Origin of the sequence: Streptomyces sp. NPDC087263, from assembly GCF_044744645.1 — a bacterium.
GTDB lineage: Bacteria > Actinomycetota > Actinomycetes > Streptomycetales > Streptomycetaceae > Streptomyces.
In genome coordinates this window covers 206,795-230,110 of the sequence record NZ_JBIUYT010000005.1, presented here as the reverse complement: position 1 = coordinate 230,110, position 23,316 = coordinate 206,795, and the positions used below count along the sequence as shown (strand labels likewise).

At 69.4% G+C, this 23,316-nt stretch carries 17 protein-coding genes, 2 pseudogenes and 1 riboswitch; of the genes and pseudogenes, 9 read left to right on the top strand and 10 right to left on the bottom strand.

What is annotated here, in order from left to right; genetic code table 11:
* Positions 1-45 precede the first annotated feature (45 nt).
* The 3 genes and pseudogenes from ACIPC1_RS18105 to ACIPC1_RS18095 all read right to left on the bottom strand — a co-directional run bounded on the left by ACIPC1_RS18105 (position 46) and on the right by ACIPC1_RS18095 (position 3,511).
* Positions 46-813 (bottom strand): class I SAM-dependent methyltransferase, encoded by a 768-nt coding sequence (locus tag ACIPC1_RS18105; RefSeq protein WP_402518062.1) that lies wholly within the window; start codon positions 811-813, stop codon positions 46-48.
* 239 nt (positions 814-1,052) lie between these two features.
* Positions 1,053-2,048: pseudogene (locus ACIPC1_RS18100) on the bottom strand (PLP-dependent cysteine synthase family protein); the annotation flags it as partial.
* Between the two features lie 125 nt (positions 2,049-2,173).
* Positions 2,174-3,511, bottom strand: a complete 1,338-nt coding sequence (locus ACIPC1_RS18095; RefSeq protein ID WP_402518060.1) for an NtaA/DmoA family FMN-dependent monooxygenase — start codon at positions 3,509-3,511, stop codon at positions 2,174-2,176.
* Between the two features lie 540 nt (positions 3,512-4,051).
* On the opposite strand from ACIPC1_RS18095, the gene ACIPC1_RS18090 reads away from it, so the two are divergent.
* The 3 genes from ACIPC1_RS18090 (at position 4,052) to ACIPC1_RS18080 (ending at position 7,795) form a co-directional block, all read left to right on the top strand.
* Positions 4,052-4,969 (top strand): LLM class F420-dependent oxidoreductase, encoded by a 918-nt coding sequence (locus tag ACIPC1_RS18090; protein WP_402518057.1) that lies wholly within the window; start codon positions 4,052-4,054, stop codon positions 4,967-4,969.
* Positions 4,970-5,288: 319 nt separating this feature from the next.
* The gene (locus tag ACIPC1_RS18085; protein ID WP_402518056.1) at positions 5,289-6,398 is read left to right on the top strand and encodes an LLM class flavin-dependent oxidoreductase; all 1,110 of its coding nucleotides are present in this window, start codon (positions 5,289-5,291) and stop codon (positions 6,396-6,398) included.
* A complete protein-coding gene (locus tag ACIPC1_RS18080; RefSeq protein WP_402518054.1) occupies positions 6,395-7,795 on the top strand; it encodes an NtaA/DmoA family FMN-dependent monooxygenase in 1,401 nt (466 codons plus the stop codon). Before ACIPC1_RS18085 ends, ACIPC1_RS18080 begins: the two co-directional genes overlap by 4 nt.
* Before the next feature lie 70 nt (positions 7,796-7,865).
* Here ACIPC1_RS18080 and ACIPC1_RS18075 read toward each other — a convergent pair whose 3' ends face one another.
* The 5 genes from ACIPC1_RS18075 to ACIPC1_RS18055 form a co-directional block, all read right to left on the bottom strand.
* Positions 7,866-8,888 carry an LLM class flavin-dependent oxidoreductase gene (locus ACIPC1_RS18075; RefSeq protein ID WP_402518051.1) on the bottom strand — a complete coding sequence of 341 codons (1,023 nt, stop codon included), beginning with the start codon at positions 8,886-8,888 and terminating at the stop codon, positions 7,866-7,868.
* 55 nt (positions 8,889-8,943) lie between these two features.
* Complete coding sequence (locus tag ACIPC1_RS18070; RefSeq protein ID WP_402518048.1) at positions 8,944-10,737, bottom strand: dipeptide ABC transporter ATP-binding protein; 1,794 nt, start codon at positions 10,735-10,737, stop codon at positions 8,944-8,946.
* Positions 10,719-11,645, bottom strand: a complete 927-nt coding sequence (locus ACIPC1_RS18065) for an ABC transporter permease (RefSeq protein WP_402518045.1) — start codon at positions 11,643-11,645, stop codon at positions 10,719-10,721. The genes ACIPC1_RS18070 and ACIPC1_RS18065 overlap by 19 nt, the downstream gene beginning before the upstream one ends.
* A complete protein-coding gene (locus ACIPC1_RS18060; RefSeq protein WP_402518043.1) occupies positions 11,642-12,601 on the bottom strand; it encodes an ABC transporter permease in 960 nt (319 codons plus the stop codon). Before ACIPC1_RS18060 ends, ACIPC1_RS18065 begins: the two co-directional genes overlap by 4 nt.
* A gap of 62 nt (positions 12,602-12,663) precedes the next feature.
* Complete coding sequence (locus ACIPC1_RS18055) at positions 12,664-14,286, bottom strand: ABC transporter substrate-binding protein (RefSeq protein ID WP_402518041.1); 1,623 nt, start codon at positions 14,284-14,286, stop codon at positions 12,664-12,666.
* A gap of 391 nt (positions 14,287-14,677) precedes the next feature.
* A riboswitch (SAM riboswitch) is annotated at positions 14,678-14,787 on the bottom strand.
* Between the two features lie 463 nt (positions 14,788-15,250).
* On the opposite strand from ACIPC1_RS18055, the gene ACIPC1_RS18050 reads away from it, so the two are divergent.
* The 3 genes from ACIPC1_RS18050 to ACIPC1_RS18040 all read left to right on the top strand — a co-directional run bounded on the left by ACIPC1_RS18050 (position 15,251) and on the right by ACIPC1_RS18040 (position 17,811).
* Positions 15,251-16,000: a YoaK family protein gene (locus ACIPC1_RS18050; protein ID WP_402518039.1), complete on the top strand. Its 750-nt coding sequence runs from the start codon at positions 15,251-15,253 to the stop codon at positions 15,998-16,000.
* A 346-nt stretch (positions 16,001-16,346) separates the two neighbouring features.
* Positions 16,347-17,105: a class I SAM-dependent methyltransferase gene (locus ACIPC1_RS18045; protein ID WP_402518037.1), complete on the top strand. Its 759-nt coding sequence runs from the start codon at positions 16,347-16,349 to the stop codon at positions 17,103-17,105.
* Positions 17,106-17,208: 103 nt separating this feature from the next.
* Entirely contained in the window at positions 17,209-17,811 is a 603-nt protein-coding gene (locus ACIPC1_RS18040; protein WP_402518035.1) for a dihydrofolate reductase family protein, read from the top strand.
* A 70-nt stretch (positions 17,812-17,881) separates the two neighbouring features.
* Here the strand turns inward: ACIPC1_RS18040 and ACIPC1_RS18035 are convergent, their stop codons facing one another.
* Positions 17,882-18,955: a lipocalin-like domain-containing protein gene (locus ACIPC1_RS18035; protein WP_402518033.1), complete on the bottom strand. Its 1,074-nt coding sequence runs from the start codon at positions 18,953-18,955 to the stop codon at positions 17,882-17,884.
* Positions 18,956-19,442: 487 nt separating this feature from the next.
* Here ACIPC1_RS18035 and ACIPC1_RS18030 point away from each other — a divergent pair, with 487 nt between their 5' ends.
* The 3 genes and pseudogenes from ACIPC1_RS18030 to ACIPC1_RS18020 all read left to right on the top strand — a co-directional run.
* Positions 19,443-20,423, top strand: a complete 981-nt coding sequence (locus ACIPC1_RS18030) for a threonine/serine dehydratase (RefSeq protein ID WP_402518031.1) — start codon at positions 19,443-19,445, stop codon at positions 20,421-20,423.
* 369 nt (positions 20,424-20,792) lie between these two features.
* A complete protein-coding gene (locus tag ACIPC1_RS18025) occupies positions 20,793-20,954 on the top strand; it encodes a hypothetical protein (protein WP_402518029.1) in 162 nt (53 codons plus the stop codon).
* Positions 20,955-21,230: 276 nt separating this feature from the next.
* A pseudogene (locus ACIPC1_RS18020) lies at positions 21,231-21,593 on the top strand (transcriptional regulator); the annotation flags it as partial.
* 597 nt (positions 21,594-22,190) lie between these two features.
* Here the strand turns inward: ACIPC1_RS18020 and ACIPC1_RS18015 are convergent.
* The gene (locus ACIPC1_RS18015; RefSeq protein ID WP_402518028.1) at positions 22,191-23,216 is read right to left on the bottom strand and encodes a winged helix-turn-helix transcriptional regulator; all 1,026 of its coding nucleotides are present in this window, start codon (positions 23,214-23,216) and stop codon (positions 22,191-22,193) included.
* Between the last annotated feature and the right edge of the window lie 100 nt (positions 23,217-23,316).

Sequence of the window (23,316 nt, the reverse complement as noted above, 5' to 3'; positions counted from 1 at the left end):
GCGCGTCGAACTCCGCCCACTGATCAGTAGTCGGAGCGGGGTGCCTCAGAGTTCCCGCGTACCGGGATTGAGTTTCGGCCGTGTTCCGCGCACGATCAGCCGTCGCGCGTGGTTGTCGTACGGGCCGCCGTCGAAGTCGCCGTAGCACCGCACGTCGGTGAAGCCGGCCGCCTCGAGGAGGGCGCGCAGTTCGGCCGCGCTGTAGAGGAAGGAGGTGATCGACGCCTCGCGCGCCACCCCGTCGCGCACCAGCGTCCAGTCGGTGCGCAGCCGTGTCCAGTTGTCCAGGACGGTGTCGCGCTGCACCACGTACGCGCCGCCGTCGAGCTCGACGATCTTGGGCCGGCCGATCCAGCCCGCGAGGACCTCCTTGCCCAGCACGTCGATCAGCAGCTGCCCGCCCGGTGCGAGTGAGTCGTGGGCGTTGCGTAACACGCGTGCGTTGTCGGTCGGTTCGTCGAAGTAGCCGAACGACGTGAAGACGTTGAGTATCACGTCGTACGACTCCGGCTCGACGTGCGTCAGCATGTCCGCCTGGATCAGCCGGACTTCGACCCCGGCCGCCGCGCAGGCGGCTTCGGCCCGTTTCAGCATGACCGGGCTCAGATCCACCCCCGTCACCGGGTGACCCCGACGGGCCAGCGGCACCAGATACAGGCCGGGCCCGCAACACAGGTCCAACACCCGGCTGTCGGGCGGGAATTGCAGCAGTGGCGACTCGGCGACGACGTCCGCCGTCTCTGATCGCCTGCGCTCGGAGAACATGGTCTCGGAGAAGTCCGACCAGAATCCGTCGTCCTCGTACCAGTGCATACGGCTGCAACCTCTCACCGGGCCGGGTGGGACCGGAAGCCGGAGCGCCGCGACCTCGTGAGCGCGGTGCTTCTCCTGCAGTGGTCGGATGCCGATCGGCTCTGGTTCCAGGAGGGTTCAGGAGGGGCGTGGCGCGAACGTCTTCCGGTTTCGGGCGGGTTCAAGAGGGCACGGCCCGAACGCCTTCCGGTTTCGGGCGTTCGGTGACGAGTCGTACGGAGAGCTCAGCCGTGGTCTTCCGGATGTGAACCGTCGTCGTCCAGCAGGCCCAGTCGGTGCAACCAGTCGTCGTCGAAGACCTTGGAGAGATAGTTGCGGCCGGAATCGGGCAGCAGGACGACGACGAGGTCGTCCGGGCCCAGTTCGGCCGTCACCCGAAGTGCGGCGGCCACCGCGGTGCCTGCGGAGCCGCCGACCAGCAGTCCCTCCTCGCGGGCCAGCCGCCGGGCGGTCCACAGCGAGTCGCGGTCGCTGATCCGCTCGAACCGGTCGACGACCGCCGGGTGGTAGGACTCCGGCCAGGTGTCGTCCACGGTCTCCGGGTGGCGGAAGCGGCCGATGCTCTCCACGTAGTACGGGCTCCCGTCGCCGCCGGAGTAGAGCGAGGCCTCCGGGTCGGCGCCGACGACCGTCACCCGGCCGTCACTCACCTTCTTGAGGTATTCGCCGGTCCCGGTGATGGTGCCGCCGGTGCCGATGCCGCACACCAGGTGGGTGATCCGTCCGTCGGTCTGCCGCCAGATCTCCGGTCCCGTGGTGCGGTAGTGAGCCTGCGGATTGGCCGGGTTGTCGTACTGGTTGGCCAGCCAGCCACCCGGCGTCTCCTCGGCGAGACGGACGGCCACGGAGTGCACATGGTCGGGATGCTCGCGCGGTACGTCGGACGGGCAGACGATGACCTCGGCGCCGTAGGCACGCAGTACGGCGATCTTCTCCGCGCTGCTCTTCTCCGGGACCGCGAAAACGCAACCGTAGCCGCGCTGCGCGGCGACCATGGCCAGGCCGACTCCCGTATTGCCCGAGGTGCCCTCGACAATGGTGCCGCCGGGCAACAGCAACCCGGCCTGCTCGGCCGCCTCGACCATGGCCAGCGCGATGCGGTCCTTCACGCTGCCGCCGGGGTTGACGTACTCCAGTTTCACGTAGACCGGAGTGGACACCGCGCCGGTGACGCGGTTGAGCCGCACCAGTGGGGTGTTGCCGACCACGTCGGCCAGGGATGCGTGGACGTCCAAGGCTGTGCTCCTTGCGTCAGACTGTGCCGCCGAATTCTGGAAACCGGGGCCGCGGTGGGGTCCGGGACGAACGAGACGAGGCCGACCGCGTACGGCGAGTGGAGGCTCGGCGTCGGCCTGCTCGGCTATTGACTCCTCCGCATTTCGGGTCCGACCTGGACCGGCACGCCGGCGCGGGGCGGCAGTTCGAGTCCGAGGTTCTCGCGCAGGGTGGTGCCGGTGTAGTCGTCGGCGACGATCTTTCGTTTGCGCAGCTCGTGCAGCAGGCCGTTGACGACGAAGTCGTGCAGCCGTGGGTCCGCGAGGCCGCCGAGCGAGATCACGTCCAGAACACCTGCCCGGAACCGTTCCTCAATGGCGTCGGCGAGCTGCTCGGGTGTTCCCGCGACGGCCCAGTGCCCGGTGTCCTGGGCCGCGATGACGAGCTCCCGCAGGGTGTAGCCCTGTCGCGCGTAGCCGGTGAAGATGTCGACCCGGCCGCGACGGCGGTTCACCGAGGCGATGTCAGGCAGCAGGCTCTCCGGCAGCGTCGCGTCGAGGGGGACCTCCGACAGGTCGACTCCGCCGCCGAGCATGTCGGCCACCTGGGCGCGCCCGCGTTCGAAGTCGATCGCCTCGCGCCGCTCGCGTACGAGCCGCTGTGCTTCCTCCTCGGTGGCGCCGTAGGTGGCATGGAACGAGCTGAAGATCAGCGGGAGTCCGTCGGCCCGTCCGAGTCGCTCGGCCTGGCCGCGGATCTTCCGGGTGAAGTCCACGGCGATGTCGAGGGTGGGGAGCGAGGTGAAGACGAGCTCGGCGTAGCGGGCGCCCAGGGCGGTACCCGCTGCGGACTGCCCGGCCTGGATCTGCACCGGGCGTCGCTGCGGAAGCGGCGGAATATTCAGCGGACCGGCCACGGTGAAGAACCGGCCGGAGTGGTCGATGGGGTGCACCCGGTCCCGGTGCAGCACTGCCTTGCCGTCCGCACCGACGGTCAGCGCACCTGGTTCCCAGCTGTCCCACAGCGCGTTGACCACCTCCAGCGTCTCCGCGGCGCGCGCATAGCGGTCCTCCGGGCTGGGCAGCTCGCCGGACCCGAAGTTCTCCTCACCGATCGAGGACGTCACCAGGTTCCAGGCGGCCCGGCCGTTGCTGACGTGATCGAGCGTTCCGAACAACCGGGCCAGGTTGAAGGGGTGGTTGAAGGTGGTCGAGACCGTGGCGATCAGGCCGATCCGCGACGTCACCTGGCTCAGCGCCGAGACGAAGACCAGCGGTTCCTGCGACCCGATCGCGCCCTGGGCGCCGAAGCTGAGCAGGTCGGCGGTGAACAGCGCGTCGATCCGCGCGGCCTCCGCGAGTTTCGCCACCCGCACGGCGGTGTCCAGGGTCGACCGGGTGGGATCGACCGCCAGGTCGTAGGTCTCCGACGTGCCGCCGGCACCGGTCACGGTCTTCAGCGTCCTGGGCCGCTTCGCGCTCACAACTCGTCCATTCTCACCGGCATCGGTGACATCTCGGGTGGAGGATTCTTCGGAGCGAACGAGCACCCGGGCATGCCGGATCAGGTCCAGCTGGCACCACGAGTGCGCGCGGACCCGTCAGACGGTGGAGCGCGGGCCCGTCAGGGGAAAGCCGGAGCGAATGGTCAGCGACAGAGCGCGGCGTGGGTCCGGCACAGGTCCACGTGCCGGCGCTTCGTCCAGGCCGGCAGCAGAACCGCGGTTCCGGCCGGCCCGGTGCACGATGCCCTCACGGTGACTCCCATCGGCCTGGCGTCGGGCGGCGCCGCGGATCGCGACGCGCGGTGAGCGCGGCTTCGAGGAGCCAGGTCTCTCGGCCGTTCCTGGTGGTGCGGGAAGAACGTACGTGGGTGCCGGGCGGCCTTGTCAAGACCGCACCTGCGCCGTCCCTGTCTGCAACAGCGCCGCCGGTACGCCGCCGAAAGAGCTGTTACGAGGCCGCCATGAGCTTGTCATGAACGAGCAGGAATGCCCGTCGCACGCCTGCCGGTTGCCCTGTGTATGACCATCGGAGTAACGCTGCCTCTCCAGAACCGGATCGACACCACGGTGCAACTCGCGCGGGAGGCTCATGAGGCCGGACTGCGCTCCGCGTGGTTCGGGCAGACCTTCGCGTACGACTCGCCCACGCTCGCCGCAATAGTCGGCCGTGAGGTGCCCGGGCTGCACGTCGGAACCGCCGCGATCCCGGTCTTCGGCCGCCATCCGCTGCTCATCTCCAGCCAGGCCCAGACGGCCCAGGCCGCCACCGGCGGCCGCTACCACCTGGGGCTCGCACTCGGCACCAAACACCTGACCGAGACGGCCTTCGGCATCCCGTACGAGCGCCCCATCGCCCGGCTCCGCGAGTTCCTCACCGCCCTGCGCCAACTCGTGGAAACAGGCAGTTCCGACTTCCACGGAGAGCTGCTGACCGCCACCACACCGCTGCCGGCGACGGTGCCGGGAGCCCAACCGCCGGTGCCGCTCCTGGTCGCCGCCATGGCTCCGCAGGCGCTGCGCGCTTCCGGCGAACTCGCGGACGGGATCATCCCGCTCCTGGCCGGCCCGCGCGCCCTCGCCGAGCACCTCGTCCCGGCCGTCACCGCCGCGGCACAGGCAGCCGGCCGGCCGGCGCCCCGGATCGTGGCCGTGGTGCCCGGCGTGGTCACCGCCGACATCGAAGCGGTACGGGAGACGGCGACCGAGAAGCTCGCGTTCTATGAGCAGTTCCCTTCCTACCAACGCGTCATCGGACTCTCCGGCGCCACCCGGGCCGCCGACCTGGCCGTCATCGGCGACGAGGAGACCGTCGCCGCCGAGGTACAGCGGTACCGCGAAGCCGGGGCGACAGAGGTGGTGTTCACCGCGACGGACCTGGGCGGTGAGGCGGACCGCCGCCGTACCTGGAAGCTGCTCGGAGAGCTCGCGAACTCCTGAGGCGCCCCGGACAGTTGGGTATCGCCGGAGCCGACGAGCCGGCTGTTTCGCTGTCGCTGTCGTATGCACGTACATCTAATGGTCTTGACACCTTCCAGGGCCGACGACGTAGGTTGAAGTGACCGGTCCCGGACGGGTGGAGGCCCCGATGCGTGAACGTGGCGCCGCACCGCACGGTGCCGGCACGGGGACGCGGCTCATCATCCGACGGCACGTCGACTACTGCCGCACCGCCTCTGCCGTCTGTCCTTCCGCACGACTCTGACCCCCGTCGGCCCGCCGGGCCGGCCGTCTCGTTGTGCCCTCGGAAGGAAACCCCATGTCCGGCCCCGCCCTGCGGCTCGCCGTCGAACTCGACGGCGACGGCGCCCATCCCGCGGCCTGGCGCCGCGCCGCCCACTCACCTGACCACCTGCTGAGCCCGCGCCGGGTGGCCCGCGTCGCCGCCGCCGCGGAGAACGCCGGGTTCACCCTGCTCACCCTGGAGGACGGCGTACTCCCGCCCGGCGCCACGCCCGACGTGGTCGGCCGCATCGGCGCGGTGGAGCGGGCGGCGTTCCTCGCCGCGTCGACGAGCGTCATCGGCATCGCGCCGGTCGTCCCCGTCACCTATGCCGAACCCTTCCACGTGTCCAGCCAGTTGGCGTCCCTGGACCACATCTCGGTCGGGCGGGCCGGGTGGGTGGTGAGCGAAGAGGTACGTCCTGACGCGGCTCGCGCCTGGGGCCGCCCCCTCGTCGACGGCGCAGCCGCCCGAGCCCGCGAGTCCCGCGACGGCGTCGAGGTCGTCCGCGCTCTGTGGGACTCCTGGGAGGACGACGCGGTCATCCGTTCCGTGGCCACCAGCCGCTACCTCGACCGCGACCGGCTCCACTACGTCGACTTCACCGGCGACACCTATGCCGTGAAGGGCCCCGCGATCGTGCCGCGGCCGCCCCAGGGGCAACTCGTCGTGCTCGGCCGGCCCGACCTCGTGCCCGCCGGGCAACTCGACGTCGCCCTCGTCGAGGGCCGTGACCTCGCCGAGGTCACCGCGGCCGCGGCCGCCGCCGGAACGCCGCGTACCTTCGCCGAGGTCGAGATCGCCCTCGACACCTCGGACGCCACGGCCGAGGAGCGCGTCGCCGACCTCGAACGGCATGCGCCCTGGACCGACCACGGACGGCTGCGCCACATCGGCTCCGCTGCCGGACTCGCCGCGCTGCTCGGCCAGTTGAGGGGCGTCGTGGACGGCGTACGGCTGCGTCCGCTGGTGCTCGACGAGGACCTGCTGGAGCTGTCCCGTCTCGTCCTGCCCGACCTCTTCCAGCGGCGGCACGCCCTCCGCCCGCTGCCCGGCGCAACCCTGCGCACCCACCTGGGCCTCGACCGGCCCGCCAACCGTTACGCCGCCGGTGCGGCGTTCGAGGCCCTTGAGGAGACCCGATGACCCGCACCGACCCCCTCGACGTCCCCCGCCCGCACGCCCAGGTCCACTTCGGCGTCTTCTTCCAGGGCGTCAACCACTGGACCATCTGGTCCGACCTGGCCAGCGGCAGCCAGATCGACCCGGCCAGCTACCGGCGCGTCGCCCAGACCGCCGAACGGGGCCTGTTCGACGCGTTTTTCCTGGGGGAGGGGCTGCGTCTGCGAGAGGTTGACGGCCGTATCCACGACCTCGACATCGCCGGGCGGCCGGACGCCATCACCCAACTCGCCGCACTGGCCGCCGTCACCGACCGGATCGGCCTGGTCTCCACCTCCAACATCACCTTCAACGAGCCCGCCGACCTCGCCCGCCGCCTTTCCGGTCTCGACCTGCTCTCCGAGGGCCGCGCGGGCTGGAACGTGGTGACGACCGACAACGCCTGGACCGGCGCCAACTTCCGCCGCGGCGGCTACCTCGACCACGCCGACCGCTACCGGCGCGCCGAGGAGTTCCTCACCGTCGCCCGCGCGCTCTGGGACGGCTGGGAGGACGGTGCCGTCTCCGGCTCCCCGGGCGCCCCCGCCTGGGCGGCACCCGGTGCCGTGCGCCAAGTCCGCTACCAGGGGCCGCAGTTCGACGTCGACCTTGCGCCCACGCTGCCGCGCAGCACCCAGGGTCACCCGGTGATCTTCCAGGCCGGGGACTCCGGTGACGGCCGGGACTTCGCAGCCCGCAACGCCGACGTCATCTTCTCCAGGCACGGCGAGGACTTCGACGACGCGCTCGCCTTCGCCGACGACGTCCGGCTCCGCCTGCGGGCCGTCGGCCGGCCCGACGACGACCTGCGCATCCTCCCGGGTACCGAGATCATCGTCGGGGTCACCGAGGAGGAGGCCCAGGAGAAGAAACGCTGGATCCGTCTCCAACAGGTCACTCCGGCAACGGCGTTGGGTATCGCCGGACTCCTGTGGGGCCTGGACCTCTCCGATCGCGACGCCGACGGGCCGCTACCCAAGGAGGACCCGGTCGTCGCCGAGGACGACGGCTCCTTCGGCGCCCGGCGTGTCGTCGACCCGCGCAAGGTGGTCGCCGAGTGGCGGGAGAAGGCCGACGCACACGGCTGGTCACTGCGGGAGACCGTCATCGCGCTCGGTCCCCAGCGCGGCCACGTCGGTACCCCGGCAGGTCTCGCGGACAAGTTCGCCCACTGGGTGCGGCACGGCGCCGTCGACGGCTTCAACGTCACGCCGTACCTCATCCCCAGCGGCCTCGACGACATCGTCGACCTGCTCGTCCCCGCACTACAGGAACGCGGTCTCTACCCCACCGAGTACACGGGTACGACGCTGCGCGAGCACCTGGGCCTGCGGGAACCCCTCACCCACCGCTCCACCACCGACCGGCGCCAGGCCGGCTGACCCGCCGCTCCTCCGCGCCGCCGGCCCACCCTTTCCCGGGGGTGGGCCGGTTGCACGTCCAGTGCGGAACTCATCGCGCTGTCTCCAACTGCCTCGGCTGCCAACCCAGTTCGGGCGCGACCAGGTGGCGTACGTCGTGCAGGATCTGCTCGTACTCCTCCCGCCGGAACTCGTACGGCAACTCGATACGCAGCTCCGACACCGCCGAGACCACCGGGTCCGCCGCCAGTTGCTCCAGGATCTGCTCCGCCGTGCCGACCACGTCGGGTGCGAACAGGATCCGTTTCGGGCCCTGGGGGGCCAGGGTGCGGGCGTGGCGGCTCGCCGCGTACTCGAGGTAGCGGGTGCGGGTGGCCCGGTCGGCGCTGTCGAACGGCACGATCACGCGGCCCACCGCGACGCGGGCGGTGGACTGCGTACGCCGGAATTCGGTGAGGAGGTTCAACTGGGCCGTGGTGAAGTCGTCGGTGCTCTCGCCGGTGACGATATTGCCGGACAGCAGGTTGAGACCGTTCTCGGCGGCCCAGCGGACCGAGCGCAGGCTTCCTCCGCCGTACCAGATGCGGTCCACCAGGCCGGGGCTGTGCGGTTGCAGGCGCGGCCGCTGGGTGTTGCCCGGCGACTGGATCACGGTGTCCGGGCCCCCGAGATACTCGCCGCGCAGGTTGTCGACGACGCGGGCGACCCTGCCGTAGGACAGGTCGAAGGCGCGCCAGTCACCGTCGTACACCAGGTCGCCGAGCAGTTCGGCGTGCGGCATGCCGGTGCTGAAGCCGACCTGGAGCCGGCCGCGGGACAGCACGTCGGCCAACGCCAGGTCCTCGGCCAGCCGGAACGGACTCTCGTAGCCGATCGGGATGACCGCGGTGCCCAGCTCGACCCGCTCGGTACGCTGACCGGCCGCGGCGAGGAACACCGCGGCAGAGCCCACCCCGTGTTCGAGATGGCGTTGCCGGATCCAGGCGCCGTCGAAGCCCAACCGCTCGCCGTACTCGAAGAGTTGGAGGGTCTCCTCCAGGCCGGTGTACGGGTCGTCGTCGGCGAAGTTGCCCGGGGTGAGAAAGGCCAGCGAGCTGATGGTGGGGGTGCTCATGCGGTCTTCGTCCTCGTGTGGTGTGCGGTACTCATTACTTTGCTGTCCGGAGGCGTCACCGGCTCACCTCCGGGGCGATCGGGTCGGTGGACTCGCTCCCGCCCGAGGGCTGTCCGACAGCGGCAGCCGAGGAGTGCCGGCCGCCGGGGATCGCCGCCAGCAGCTCCCGGGTGTAGTCGTGGCCGGGGCGGCTGAACAGCTCCTCGCTGGTGCCTGTCTCGACGATGCGGCCGGCGCGCATGACGGCGACCTGATGCGCGATCTGGCGCACGACGGCCAGGTCGTGCGAGATGAAGAGGTACGCCACCCCGGTGTCGGCCTGTAGTTCGGCGAGCAGGTCGAGGACCTGGGCCTGGACGGAGACGTCGAGCGCTGACACCGGTTCGTCGCAGACCACCAGGTCCGGCGAGAGCGCGAGGGCGCGGGCGATCGCGACGCGCTGTCGCTGGCCGCCGGACAGCTCCGCCGGGCGGCGGCCAAGGACCGAGGCGGGCAGCGCCACCCGGTCGAGGAGCTCCTTGGCCCGGGCCGTCCGGGAGGCGCGGTCGCCGACCTTGAACGCGCGCAGCGGCTCGGTGATCACCTCGCCGATGGAGAACCTCGGGTCCAACGAGGCGTACGGGTTCTGGTAGATGAGCTGGGCTCGTCGGCGCAACTGCCTGGCCTGTGCTCCGCGGGCGGTGGTGACATCGGCGCCGTCGAACAGGACGTGCCCGGCGGTCGGGTCGGCGAGGCGGAGCACCAGTCGGGCGGTGGTGGACTTTCCGGAGCCGGATTCGCCGACCAGCGCCAGTGTCCGCCCGCGGTGGAGGGTGAAGCTGACATCGTCGACCGCTCGCAGTGTGCGGGCCGAGCCCGCGGCGTGGGGCAGCCGGAACTCCTTGACCAGGTTGCGTACCTCGACCAGCGGCGCCTCCTTCTCGGCTGTGGCGGGCGGGACGGCGACGGTGGTCCGGGGGCGTGCGGTGGTCAGGGTGGGAGCGCTGGCCAGCAGCCGTCGGGTGTAGTCATGCCGCGGGTTCTCCAGGATCTCCCGGGTCGGACCGGTCTCGACGACCCGCCCCTGTGACATGACCACGATCCGCGCGGCCCGGTCGGCGGCGACGCCGAGGTCGTGGGTCACCAGCAGCACCCCGGTTCCGGACGCTTCGGTGAGGTGCTGCAGATGGTCGAGGATGACCCGTTGCACGGTGACGTCCAGTGCGCTGGTCGGCTCGTCGGCGATGATCAACTTTGGTTTGGCGGCGATGGCGATGGCGATCAGCGCCCGTTGCCGCATCCCGCCGGACAGTTCGTGCGGGTACTGCCGGGCGCGGGTGGCCGCGTCGGGCAGCCCGGCCAGGTCCAGGACGGCGATCGCGTCCGACGGCGCGGAGCGTCGGGTCGCCAGCCGGTGGATACGGAGCACCTCGGCGACCTGCTCACCGATGCGCTTGACCGGGTTGAGTGACACCGACGGGTCCTGGGGCACGAGGCCGATCCCCGCGCCGCGCACCGTGCGCAGCTCGCGTTCCGACAGCGAGGCGAGGTCGTGCCGGCCGAAGCGGACGCTACCGGCGTCGATGCCGCCGTTCGCCGCCAGGAGCCGGGTGATCGCATGCGCGGTCGTGCTCTTGCCGGATCCGGACTCGCCGACCACCGCGGTCACTTCGCCCGGCCATACGTCGAGGTCCACGCCCTGCACGGCATGCAAGGAGCCGCCGCGGGTGCGGTACGACACCGACAGGTTCCGCACCTCCAGCAGCGGTTCCCTGGTGGCAGGCACTGCGGTGGTCACGGCCTCGTTCGTCACGGCGTCATCCGTCTCGGGTTCGTTCGTCAGCGGGCCGGTCATCGCTGCCGGGACCATTCGCCGTCCAGCGCGCGGGCGATGCGGTTGGTGGCCAGCACCGTCGAGGCGATCACCAGCCCGGGAAGCGCGGTGAGCCACCAGGCGTTGCCCAGGTAGTTGCGTCCGTCGGAGATCAACGTGCCCCATTCCGGCGCCGGTGGCGGCGCTCCGTAACCGAGGAAGCTCAGTGACGAGACGGCCAGGACGGCGGTGCCGAACTCCAGGGTGGCCAGCACGATCACCGGGCCCATCGCGTTGGGCAGCACATGCCGGCCAAGGACCGAGTACCAACGGGACCCGCAGGAGCGGGACGCCTCGACGAAGACCGCTTGGCGCACCCGCAGCACTTCCGCACGCATCACCCGTGCGAAGCCGGCGACGCTGGCGATCCCGACGGCGACCGCGACCTTCACCGTTCCATATCCCAGCGCGGTGACCAGGGCCAGGGACAGGAACAGTGCCGGGATCGACAGCAGTACGTCGACGAAGCGCATCACCACGTCCTCGACCCAGCGGCCCACGAACCCGGCGATCAGGCCGAGCGCCCCGCCGACCAGGAAGGCGACGCCCACCGCGATCAGCGTCGCCTTCAACGACAGCTGCGCACCGTGCACCACCCGGGAGAACAGGTCACGTCCCAGTTCGTCGGTGCCGAACCAGTGCGCGCCGCTCGGGCCCTGGAAGTTCTGCGACGGCACCCCCTGTAGCGGATCCTGCGAGGTGAACAGCCCCGGCCGGAACGCGGCAAGGACCACGAACGCCACCGCGAGGACCGACGCCAGTAAGCCCGGTCGCAGCAGCAGGAATCGGGTCACCCGCCCGGGTTCGAGCCCGCGCACCGGCCCCGGGTCGATGCCGGGCTCGACGGGGTGTGCCGGGCCGAGGGCGGCGCCTGCGGCGGCATCCTCGACAAGGGTTTCGCTCATGCGGGCCGCACCTTCCTGTTCGAGGTCACCACGATCCGCGGGTCCAGCAGCGGATAGACGAGATCGACGAGCAGATTGGCCGCCACGAAGATCAGGGCTCCGAACACCACCACTCCCTGGACCAGTGGAATGTCCTGGGCGGTGACCGCAGCGGCCGTCACCCGGCCCAGGCCGTCGCGGGAGAACACGGTCTCGACGACCACCGAACCGGCGACGAGCTGCCCGGCCAGCAGCCCGACGATCGTCAACGCCGGCAGTGAGGCGTTGCGCAGCGCGTGCCGCAGGTGAATACGCAGTCGGCCGGCGCCCTTGGCCCGCGCGGTCTCCACATAGGCCTGGTCGAGCGCCGTGAGCAGGCTCTTGGCCAGCACCTGCGCGACCAGGGCGCCGGTCGGGATCGCGAGCGTCACCGCCGGCAGCACCAGACCCGGCAGCCCGTCGTTACCGAACGCGGGGAACCACCGCGCCCGGAAGGAGAACAGCTCGACGAGCACCAGCCCGACCCAGAACGTCGGCACCGACACCCCCAGCGGCGGCAACGACAGCAACAGCTGCCGCAACCACCGCTGCGTGGTGTAGGTCGCCAGCACCGCAAGACCGCCACCGAAGACCACCGCGAGCAGCAGCGCCGCTCCGGTCAACTGCAGCGTCTGCGGCAGCGCGTCGGCCAGCGTCGAGGTCACCGGCCGACCGGTGGAGACCGCGTTCCCGAAGTCACCGCGCACCGCCTTGCCGAGATAGTCGGCGTACTGCACCAGCACCGGTTTGTCGAAGCCGTACTCATGCCGCAGTGCGGCGATCTGCGCCGGATCGATCTGGCCCGAGTCCGCTCCGGCGCCGGCCATCGCCGAGACCGGATCACCGGGCAGATAGTTCAGCACGAAGAACGACACCGTGTACGCAGCCCAGAGCACCCCGAGTGCCTGTGCGAGACGCTTGCTCACATAGTGACGCATTTCCTGCCCACCTCCTGTAGCCGACGACCGGATCGGACGCTCTGTCGCGCATCCACCGGCTGCTAGCCGATCCAGGTGTCGTGCAGCTGGATCCGGCTGGAGGCATCGAACGTGAGGTTGTGCACCTTCTTCGCCACCCCCAGCTGGGTCTGCAGCTCCACCACGGGAATGACGTAGGCGTTCTGCACGATCAACTGCTGTGCCTGGCCGACCAGTTCCTTCCGCTTGGCCACGTCGGCAGTCGCCGCCTGCTGGGTCAGCGCCGAGTCCAGCGGGCCCGCCGGCAGGCGGTAGAGGTTGGCCAGCTCGGTGGAGTACTGGCTGCGCAGGATGTCCGGGTCGGCGCGGGTCAGGTTGCCCCACGACGCGTCGAAGTCGCCGGACTGCAGCATCGTGGCGAACTGGGCGGTCTGCGTCTCCTTGAGGACCACGTCGACTCCGACGGCCTTGAGCTGCTGCTGGATCAGCTCCAGGGCCGGCTGGTTGGTGGCCGAGTTGGCGAACCACCTGACGATCAGGCTGAGCTTGGTGCCGTTCTTCGATCTGATGCCGTCACTGCCGACCTTCCAACCAGCCGATTCCAGCAGGGACTTCGCCTTCGCCGTGTCGAAGGCCAGGTCGGAGCCCTGGTCGGCGTAGTCCGGTGTGGTGTACGCCAGGATGCTGGTCGCCGGCCTGGTGCCGGTCGGGAACACGGTGTCGACGATCTGCTGCCGGTCGATGGCGAACAGGAGCGCCTGACGCACCTTCACGTCCTTCAGCAGCGGGCGGGAGTTGTTCAGCCCCAGGTTGAACACCGCACCGGGATTCGCCCGTCGTTGCAGGTTCACCTGGCCACCGGTGAGCGCAGCCTCGTCGGCCTTGCCGACGCTGCTGATCGCGTCCACCTGACCGGACTGCAGGCTGCCGGTGCGCACGCCCGATTCGGGCACCACCTTGAACACCAGCTTGTCCAGGTACGCCTCGCCCTGCTTGGTCCACAGGGACGAACCCCAGGCGTACTTGCTGCGCTTGGTCAAGGTGATCGCCTGGTTCTGCACATAACTCTCCAGCGTGAACGGCCCGGACCCGACCACACCCTTGCTGCACTTCTCCTGCGGGCTCTGCTTCGCGCTAGCCGACGACTCGATACCCAGTGAGTGCGTCGACGTGGCCTGGAGGAACTGCGCGTTCGGCTGCTGGAACTTGACCCGCACCGTGAGCGGATCGACCGCGGTGGTGCTGTCCACGCCGCTCAAGTACCCCTGGGCCAGCGTCCCCAGGGCGCCGAGCTTCGGTACCGCGTCGAAGTTGTCCTTGACCACCTGCGCGGTCAGCGGTGTCCCGTCGCTGAAGGTGACACCTGATCGCAGGTGGAAGGTGAACGTGGTCGTGTCGGAGCTGACGTCCCAGCTCTTCGCCAGCCACGGCACAATTCTGCCGGTCTTGGGATCCTGGTCGGTCAGGGAGTCCACGATCTGGCGCAGTGAGTAAATGGTGTCGTTGCTGCCCACCTGCTGCGGATCCACGCAGCCCACGTCGGAACCCACCGCGAAGGTCAGTGTGCCGCCGGACTTGGCCGGGCCGTTGTCGCTGGTCGAGCCGGCGCTGTCGCTCGACGTGCAGGCGCTCAGCAGGAGGCTGCTTGTCACAAGGGCGGCGAGTGCCGCCCACCGGGTGGGTCGGGAATCCGGATGCGATATCACGGACGGGTTCTCCTACTCCAAAGTCACCGCGCACATGCCGGTGCAGACCAAGGCGAAGTGGACCTGGGCAGACCTGGGCGAAGTGACGGAAATATTCGGAAGATGTCTGGGGAAAGGGTGCCGACGAAGGCGTGACAGTGCCGCGGACTCCGACAGCACTGTGAGAGCCCGCAGGGAGTCGCCCGCGGCGTCAAAGCCGTCGGCGAACGTCAGTCAGGAAGGCGGGGAGGCCGGGACGCAATCAGTCGTGACACAGACAGCTGGTGAAGAGCTGCAGGTCGATGTGGCGTCGGCGGGAGAATCCGGAGAACACCGCAGCGGCCGCGATCGAAGCACTGAGATCACTGCTGTTCGGCACGCTGGTCCTCCCGATCTCAGGCCCGGTCAAGGGGCCACGCGCTTGCGGGGTCGATGACCCCGCCGGGCTTTCACCTGGAGCACCCCACCGCGGTGGAGGGTTGCCGATCAACGAGCCAGGGCTTGACGCTGACACTCAATGCCGCTTGGAACGCTAACGAGCGTCGCCATGATCCGTCAATGCCGACAGGCGAGTTGGGCCACGCACGGCACGGCGGACCGAGTTGCGAAAGGCCCGGAAACGGCCGTCCCGAACTCTCCTGACCGGGCGCCGGTCGGACCCGAGGCGCCCCGACTCAAGAAATCGTCGGACCTGTCTGTTTTGTCATTCCAGAGGGCCTTCGTAGTTCTTTGCTGAAACCTGAGTAAGGTTTCGCCCAAATATGTGGCTTTTTCCCAGATGTGGTCACATCCTGAACGCGGGAGATAAATGTGTACCTAGCAACTAGTCGGGGCGAGTTGCCGACTCTGGGCGCTTGGAGGGAAAGGCATGCAATGGAGCAGCCTGCAAAACACCCACGGCCGGCGGTCTCGACTCGAACGTTCTCGGGACACTCGACCTGCCGCCCCGACCCTGCCGGTCCGGGGCGACGGAGGAGCCGAACCCGTGGATGACCGGCGTGTGGACCTGGCCGCAGCGCACGCGACGCCGGAACTGCTGGCCATTCGTGACCGGCTGCTTGTCGCCCTGGCGTTCTCGTCAGGCGTCTTCGAGGCGATCTGCTTTCTCTCCTTCGGGAAGGTCTTCACGGCGTTCCAGACCGGAAACCTGGTGTTTCTCGGACTTGGGGTAGCCGGCACGCGGCCGCCCGCCGGCCCGGATCCCGTTCGCGTGGTGATTTCACTTGCCGCGTTCGCCGTGGGGGCCGCAGTGGCAACACGGATCCTGACCGCGTTCAACGGCGACGAGGAGATGGAGGACTCGCAGATCTTCGAAGCGTGGCCGCGTCGCGTCTCCATCGCACTGTGCGTCGCGACGGTGGCGCAGGTCGGTTTCATCGTCGTGTGGATGGCGGCGTCTCCGTCCAGCCTCGTGTCCAACATCCTGGTCGCCCTCAACGCCTTTGCGATGGGTCTGCAGATGAATGCCGTTCGGTCGCTCCATGTGCCGGGCATTTCCACCACGGCGGCCACGGCCACCTTCATCAGCTGGATTTCCGGTATCACCACCTGGTCTCTGAAGCCCGCCGCGGTACGTCGCCTGACCGGGGTCCTGGTGGGCATGGTGGCCGGCGCCTTCGTCGGAGACTGGATGCTCAGCCACGCGCACACCTACGCGCCGGTGCTGCCAGTGGTCGTGATCGCACTCGTCGTCGCGGTCGCCTCCGTGATGCTGAAGCAGAAACCTGCGCGGTAGAGCGTCGGCGAGCGGGATCCTCGCCTCGGCGCCGGTACGGCCGACATGACGGTCGTACCGGCTCGGGCTGACCGGCACTGTGGCCGGGATCCGGCTTGAGCACCGTGGTGAGCTGCAGCGCACGGGCGGGCGGTTTCGGGGCTGCATCCCGTACGCGAGGCGAGTCGGTAGGCCGCCTTCCGCCCTGAAACGGCGTGGCTGCCGTCCGCGGCTGGGCAGTCGGCCCGGCGCCCCGTGCCGACCGGGCCGCCGTCCACGGGAGGCGGCACCGCTATTCACGGCTTCGCCGAGGCCCGTGGGCCCTTGGGTTCGCCCGCAACGACCGGCCGTACCGCACAATGGTGCGATGATCGACGGTACTTCGCGGACAACAGCCGAGCCGCCGCCCCGGTTGATCAAGGACGACGAGTTGGCCGGCCATTCGGTGGTGGCCAACAGCGCCATGAACCGCGAACGGGTTCTGGCCGGCGTCAACAGCTACACCCGCGAACTCGGCTTCGCTCCCACGGATTTCCTGAACGAGAGCGACCGCCGCTCCGCCCCGTCATGGCTGGACCTGTGCAGCGGAGAAGGGCTGGCCCTACGCGAAGCGGCCAAGCGACTCCCGCAAGCCGCACTGACCGGCGTGGACCTGGTGGGCCCGCGGTTGCGGGCAGCGCTGCCCGACGGCCTCGAACTCATCACCGCAGACCTCGGCGGGTGGTCCGCGGAGCGCCGCTACGACCTGGTCACCTGCGTCCACGGACTGCACTACATCGGCGACCGGCTCGCGCTGCTGGAGCGGGCCGCCTCCTGGCTCACCGGCACCGGCCTGCTGGTCGCCCACCTCGACCCCTCGACGCTGCGGCGACCCGACGGCGGTGATGCCTCCCGCCCGGTCCTGGCCGCACTGCGCGCCGCCGGCTTCCACTACTCGACCCGCCACCACCGCCTCAGCCTGCGGGGCGGCCGCCGCATCACCCTGCCCTTCACCTACCTCGGCGCCGACCCCCACGCGGGCCCCAACTACACCGGCCAGCCGGCCGTCGCGTCGTACTACCGCCCCCGTTCGGCGCGCCCTCCTGCGGAGACGACGGGAAGCCCTCGCCAGGGACTGGACAGGTGATGGGGAGGGCAGCGATGACTTTCCAGCGACGCGGCAGTCTCCATGGCCGTAACCCTTGGCGTGGTTGCCGTAACCCTTGGCGTGAGGAAGAGGAGCGAGTCCCATGCGCATCGTGATCAGTGAATTCATGAGCTTGGACGGCGTCGTACAGGCACCGGGTGGGCCCGACGAGGACACCGAGGGTGGCTTCACTCACGGCGGTTGGACCCACCCGTTCTTCGATCCGGAGGTGGTGGGCGGCGCCTTCGCCGACGCGCTGACGAAGGCCGACGCGCTGTTGTTCGGGCGCCGCACGTGGCAGTCGATGGCTGCGGCGTGGCCCGAGCGGGGCGGCGACCCGTTCGCCGACCGGATGAACGCCATCTCGAAGTACGTCGTTTCCCGAACGCTGGGTGACGACGACCTGACGTGGAACAACACCACGCACATCCCCGGCGATGAGGCCGTCGCCCACATCCGCAAGCTGCGCGAGACGGATACGGAGGGCGGGGACCTGTTGGTCATGGGGAGTCCCACGCTCGTGCGCACCCTTCTGCGCGAGGGCCTGGTCGACGAACTCCGGCTCATGATCATGCCGGTGATCCTCGGTGGCGGTAAGTCGATCTTCCCCGGCGACGGTGCGTTGCGCACGCTCCACCTGGTCTCGACCGTCACCAGCGGCACGGGCGTGAACGTGTGCACCTACCGGCCGGTCGACCACGGGTAGACCGGGAGGCGCCGGGCGGCCACCGACGGAGGAAGCGCGCGCTGACGCCCGCCGCTGTGCCGGAGCCGGTTCAGTGCTTGCCGAAGTACATGAGTTCCCACAGAGCCGGTGCGCTCACGCTGTCGACGGCCTCGCCGTGTGTGAGGTGCTCGACGGTGACCTGGCCTGTGAAGCGCATGTACGCACCGTTGAATCCGGCGAGTCTGGCCAGGATCCGTTTCGCCCCCTTGAGGGATTCGATCATGCGGTTCTGGACGATGGTGTTCTCGCGGCGGAAGGTGACCCGGAACCCCTCGCCGCCCTCGGGGGCCGCGTCGTAGTCGAACACAAGAGTGTTGGCGACCGGCTTTCCGGTGACGGGGTCGGGGTGTTCGTCGGACTTGGTGAAGCGAACCAGGTTGGCGCGGTCGGCGAGGATCTCGCCGTTCTTGGCGAGCATGAAGATGGGGATCTCGGCGGAGCCGTACTTCTTCGCGGCGGTGATGTAGGAGGCGATCACGGTGTAGTCGCCTGCCTCGGCGCGTGCCCAGTACCAGTGGTGCATGAGACGCGCCATCTCGGCGTCGCCCCAGTTGTGGTCGTGGTAGCCGGTGCCCGTGCGGGTCTCGGTCGTGCCGTCGATGGTGAGGGTGGCCTCGACCCGGCCCTGGGGGACGGAGGGCAGCCAGGCGAAGTACTTGTGCTTTTCCTCCCCGAACGTGACGTGCCCGGTCTCCGGCCGCCAGGAGGGGACCTGCCCGGTGAGGGTGACGTCCGCGACGACGCCGTCGACGTTCGCGTGGATACGGTAGGTGTGCAGGTCACCGCTGAAGCGGTTGTCGCCGATGCGGACATCGCACCGGTCGGTGCCGAAGTCGTGGTCGTCCGGGTACTCCGGTGAGGTCCGTTCGATGTGGGTGCCGTCCGGCCGGTCGAGCTCGATGGTGACCACCGGCGCGGGCGGCTGGTTGACGCCCTTGCCGACCCGGAAGTCCTTGACCATGAAGTTGATCACGAGGGTGGATCCGTCGTCGAGGACGCAGTCGAAGTACCACCACTCGAAGGTTCCGGGGCCGCCGGGGCGCGAGCGGAAGCCGTCCTCCCAGGGCGCGATCTCGCCCCTGGCGATCCCCAGACGCTGGTAGTCGGCCGGCCGATCCGCCATGCGGCAATCCTCGGTGCGGGACATCGTCGTCTCCCCTTTCCCTCTGCAGTCGTTTGGTGAGTTCATGGTTGGTATCGGCTCATCCGACGCCGACGTTGACCCTTTCCTTTCTCCCGTCCGCGTTCGGCGCAGTCCTGAGGCGCAGTCCTGAGGCGTAGTCCTCAAAGGCGCAGTCCTTAGGCGTCGGCCAATGCGGAAAAAGAGGGCAGGTCCCTCCTCGGTCAGGAGAGCAGACATCACCGGCGCGGCGCGGCGCGGTCGGGCAGAAAGAACCCACCCGTAACCACGGTGTCGCATCGCTCGGCCCGGCGCAGGTTCAAGTCCTCGGTCGGTACGCCGTTCCCGGCGGCCCCGCTTGATGGGCGAGCGTCGGCCTGCCCTGTCCGCAGGAAGGCGGACGCTCGCCCATCAAGCGGGCCGGGCGATCCGACGTCGGGCCTCAAGCGCTCTGCCCCTGACCCTGACCGTGGCGCTACGCTGCTGTGTCGTGCAGCAGACGCGTCTCGACACCGCCCGGATCCGGGCGGCTCGCCGGGTGATCGACCCGATCTTTCTCGACACTCCGCTGTACCGCTGCGAGGCGCTGGAGCCCGACCTCGGGTGCACGGTGAGCATCAAGCTCGAAACGGCGAACCCGGTCCGCAGCTTCAAGGCCCGTGGCACCGAGGTGGTCGCGAGCCTGCTCGCCGACGATGCCTCGCGAGCGGTGGTGTGCGCCAGCGCGGGCAACCTCGGCCAAGCCCTCGCCTGGTCCGGTCGCGGCCGGGGGCTCGACGTCACCGTCGTGGCCTCCCGCTTTGCGACGGTGGCCAAGCTTGATCGCATCCGCGCGTTGGGTGCCAGTCTGGAGCTGGTGGACGGCGACCACGAGATGGCTCGCGAGCGGGCGGCGTCCATAGCGCGGTACGACGGTATCCGGCTCGTCGAAGACAGCCTGGACCTCGAGACCTGCGAGGGCGCGGCGACCATCGGCCTTGAACTGGTGGACACGGTGCCGTCGTTCGACGCCGTCCTGATCGCTCTCGGTGGAGGGGCGCTGGCCACCGGTGTGGGGCACGTGATGAAGGCTCTGGCTCCCGGAGTCGAGGTGATCTGCGTCCAGCCCTTGGGCGCACCGGCGATGACCCACTCGTGGCGCAGACGGCGCGTCGTGACCACCGACTCGACCGACACCATCGCTGACGGTGTCGCCGGCCGGTGTCCCATCCCGGCCGTCCTGGAGGACCTCCTCCTGGTCGCCGACGACGCCGTCCTGGTCCAGGAGGCGTCGATCATCGCCGGTATGCGGATGCTCCTCGACCACGCCGGCCTCATTGTCGAACCGTCGGCCGCGCTCGGCATCGCGGCGATCCTCGAAGACCGTGACCGCTTCGCCGGCCGACACGTGGTCACCATCCTGTGCGGCAGCAATGTCGACGTGGACGCCTATCACCGCTGGGTCGGTGCGGCTCCCGTCCACCGGCCTTGACAGTTACTCCGGCTTGGCGGCAGCCAGCGCGGTGGTCGCGGTCGACGTGCGTCGGAAATCGAACACGTGATTGAATTACGGCATGGCGCACCAAGCGGAGTGGACTCGGTCCTGCCGCTCGTGCCGACTCGGGCCCGACAGGAGAAGGGAGGGCATCACCGCCGAGGCTCCAGCGATGCCGGGTTCCGTCCCCACGACGCCGCAGCGCACCGGAGCGAAGGAGCACGCCGGCCGCGACGAGCACCGATGAGAGCCCGACGCGAACATCCGGAACCGCGTCCAAACCGTACAAACGAGGCTGGGTCCATGTCCGCACCATTGCCTGTGACCGTGGCTCCGCCCTTGCCGAAGGGCGGTCGCCGAGTTCGTGTGAACGGCGAGAACCTGGGGGTGGCGTACAACCTTGAGGACCTCTCCGAGTTCCTGCGCCGTGCGGGCCTGGATTTGGATCCGGTGGCCGCCGCGGCTTCGCCGCTCATCGACTGGCGCGGCGTCGGGCCGGAGTGCTGGAGCATCGACGGCCGCGGTTGACCGATTGCGGCGGTTTGGTGAGTGATGGATCCCTTGGTGGATGAAGCAGGCGGGTGGTGTGTTCTTATGCGTCCGCGGGCTGTCGGAATTCGGGATGGCGGATATCCGGGTCCTCCCCTCCTGAAGACTCGAATGAGTCTGAAGTATGGGCTTTTGAGGACCCGTCAATTGTCTGCAGAATGAGGAGGCGGGGTGCCGGACAGGGATATCGAGTCCGGTGCGGCGCCACAATGTCGCCCGCCACCTCCTCGGTCGTCTCAATGCGGCGCCGGTCGCGGGGCGACCGAGGGGCTGCTGGAGAAGTTCCGCGTCGCGCTGAAGGACGCGCGGGACGGGGCGATCGCGAAAGAGGGCGAGGTGACTCTCGAGTACGTGAAGGCGATGTACTCGAAGTTCGTCTCCACGATGGGGGAGTCGCACTACAACCGGGAGCTGTACCGCCCGGACTGGATGCACCTGATCCGCCCCCAGGCCTTCGCCAACCTCTGGATGAAGGCCCACAAGGCGTACGACGAGGGACTCATGGTGGTCCGCGCGATGGGCACCGACGAACTGCACGTCAGCGGTGACTGGCGCAGCGTCTTCCCCGAGGGCCGCGGAGTCGCCGAAGTGAAGATCGAGGACACCTACATCGTCGGCAGGACACTGATCCGGCAGCTGTCGGCGGGCACAGGAGTCTCCAGTGACCGTGATCCCGCCCCGACCGGCCCCGTTGCTCGAGGAGTTCGACTTCGCGCGGGAGCGCCTCGCCTGCCGTATGACAGTGCCCGTGAGGGACAGCGGCGATGGGACCGACACCAAGGTCGGCCCCCTGCCCGGCGAGGAGTTCCGCCGGGAGCCGATGCCGAGTTGCTGGTCGGTGCGGCGGCGTGCGGACGGACCAGGGCCGCGTGCGACGCTCCTCCCCGGCGGCGGCGCCTGGGGGTGCGACGCGGCCCCTCCCGCATGCGGCCCCCTCCCGCATAGCTGGCCGTCGCCCTTCGCGACCATCGCGTGGCGCCCGAGCAACCTCGCGAATCGCTGATCCCCTGCGTGCCGACCACACCAACCGCGATCACGTGCTGACCCGAGACGACTACCTCGTCAACGGGAACGTCGTGGACGTGGTCTCAGCATTCGATGCCGGCGGGAAATGCTGCACCACGGAGCCGAGATCGCCCTGATCCGCGACCTCTGCCGCGCACGACAGCACTGACTCCGGCAGGCAGGGACACCGCCGATCAGCGCCGTCGTGGCCTACAGCAGTGTCGGCGCGTGGAATTCGCCGAGACCGGAGGCCAGGTCCCGGTCCAGCCAGTAGCGGCGCGGTTCGGCGAGCATGACGTCGACACTGACGGCGAGGATGCCAGGGATCCTGGCCAGCTCGTTGTCGATGAAGAGCGCCAGGGCGGAGCGGTCGGCTACCAGGCCGGTGGAGAGGACGGCCATGTCGCTGGCGACGTGGGCGGCGAGCCGGGTCTGAGGGAGCTGGTCGATGCGGCGCATGACGTCGGGGGTTTCGCCTGGGGCCACTCGCAGGCGGAGTACGAAGGGGGTCTGGAAGCCGAGCCAATCCGACACGATCTCCAGGCGCGGTTTGACCCATCCTTCGTCGAGGACCCGGCGGACGACGCGGTGCGCGGTGGAGGTGGCCAGGCCTGCGGCCCGGGCGATGCTCGCGGCGGATGCGCGGCTGTCCTGGATCAGCTGGGCGACGACGGTGCGTTCGGCTTCGCTGAGTGGTTTGGCGGGGGGTGTCGCGGTCGTGGTGCCCTCGGGGCGGGCGCCGGTGAGCTTCAGCAGGTCTACGCGTTCGGTGTCCGTGAGGAACTGGGGGTCCCAGGTGATGCCCCGGCGCAGCGTACTGAGAGCGGGCAGCGCGTTGACGCGGCGGACGCCGGGGACGGAGAACATCCGGTCGATCGCCTCGCTGGTAGCGGCCTCGGAGGGGGCGTGCACGACGGCGTAGAGGGGGTAGTCGCCGGAGATCTGTGCCAGCAGCTGGAGGTGGGGCAGGTCACGGAGCCGGTGGAGGACGGCGAGCGGGCTCTCGCCGGTGATGTCCAGGAATACGTGGATCGGCATCGCGGTGGAGTGCATGCCCCAGTCGGCCTGCCCGATCACGCGGACCATCCGTGCCTCGTGCAACCGGTCGTAGCGGCGTTTGAGCGTGCTGGCGTCGGCGGCCAGGATCTCGCCGACGTCGTCCCAGGTGGCGCGGGGTGCCAGATGCAGCGCGCCGATGAGGCGCCGGTCGAGCTCGTCGAGGAGAGGGCTGGTCATGGTGCTCCACTCTAGGGTGCCACTTAATCCCACTGTTACTTCTGAGATATAGATAATCTCTCACTAGGATGCCAATGTTCGCAGGAACATCCCCTCAATG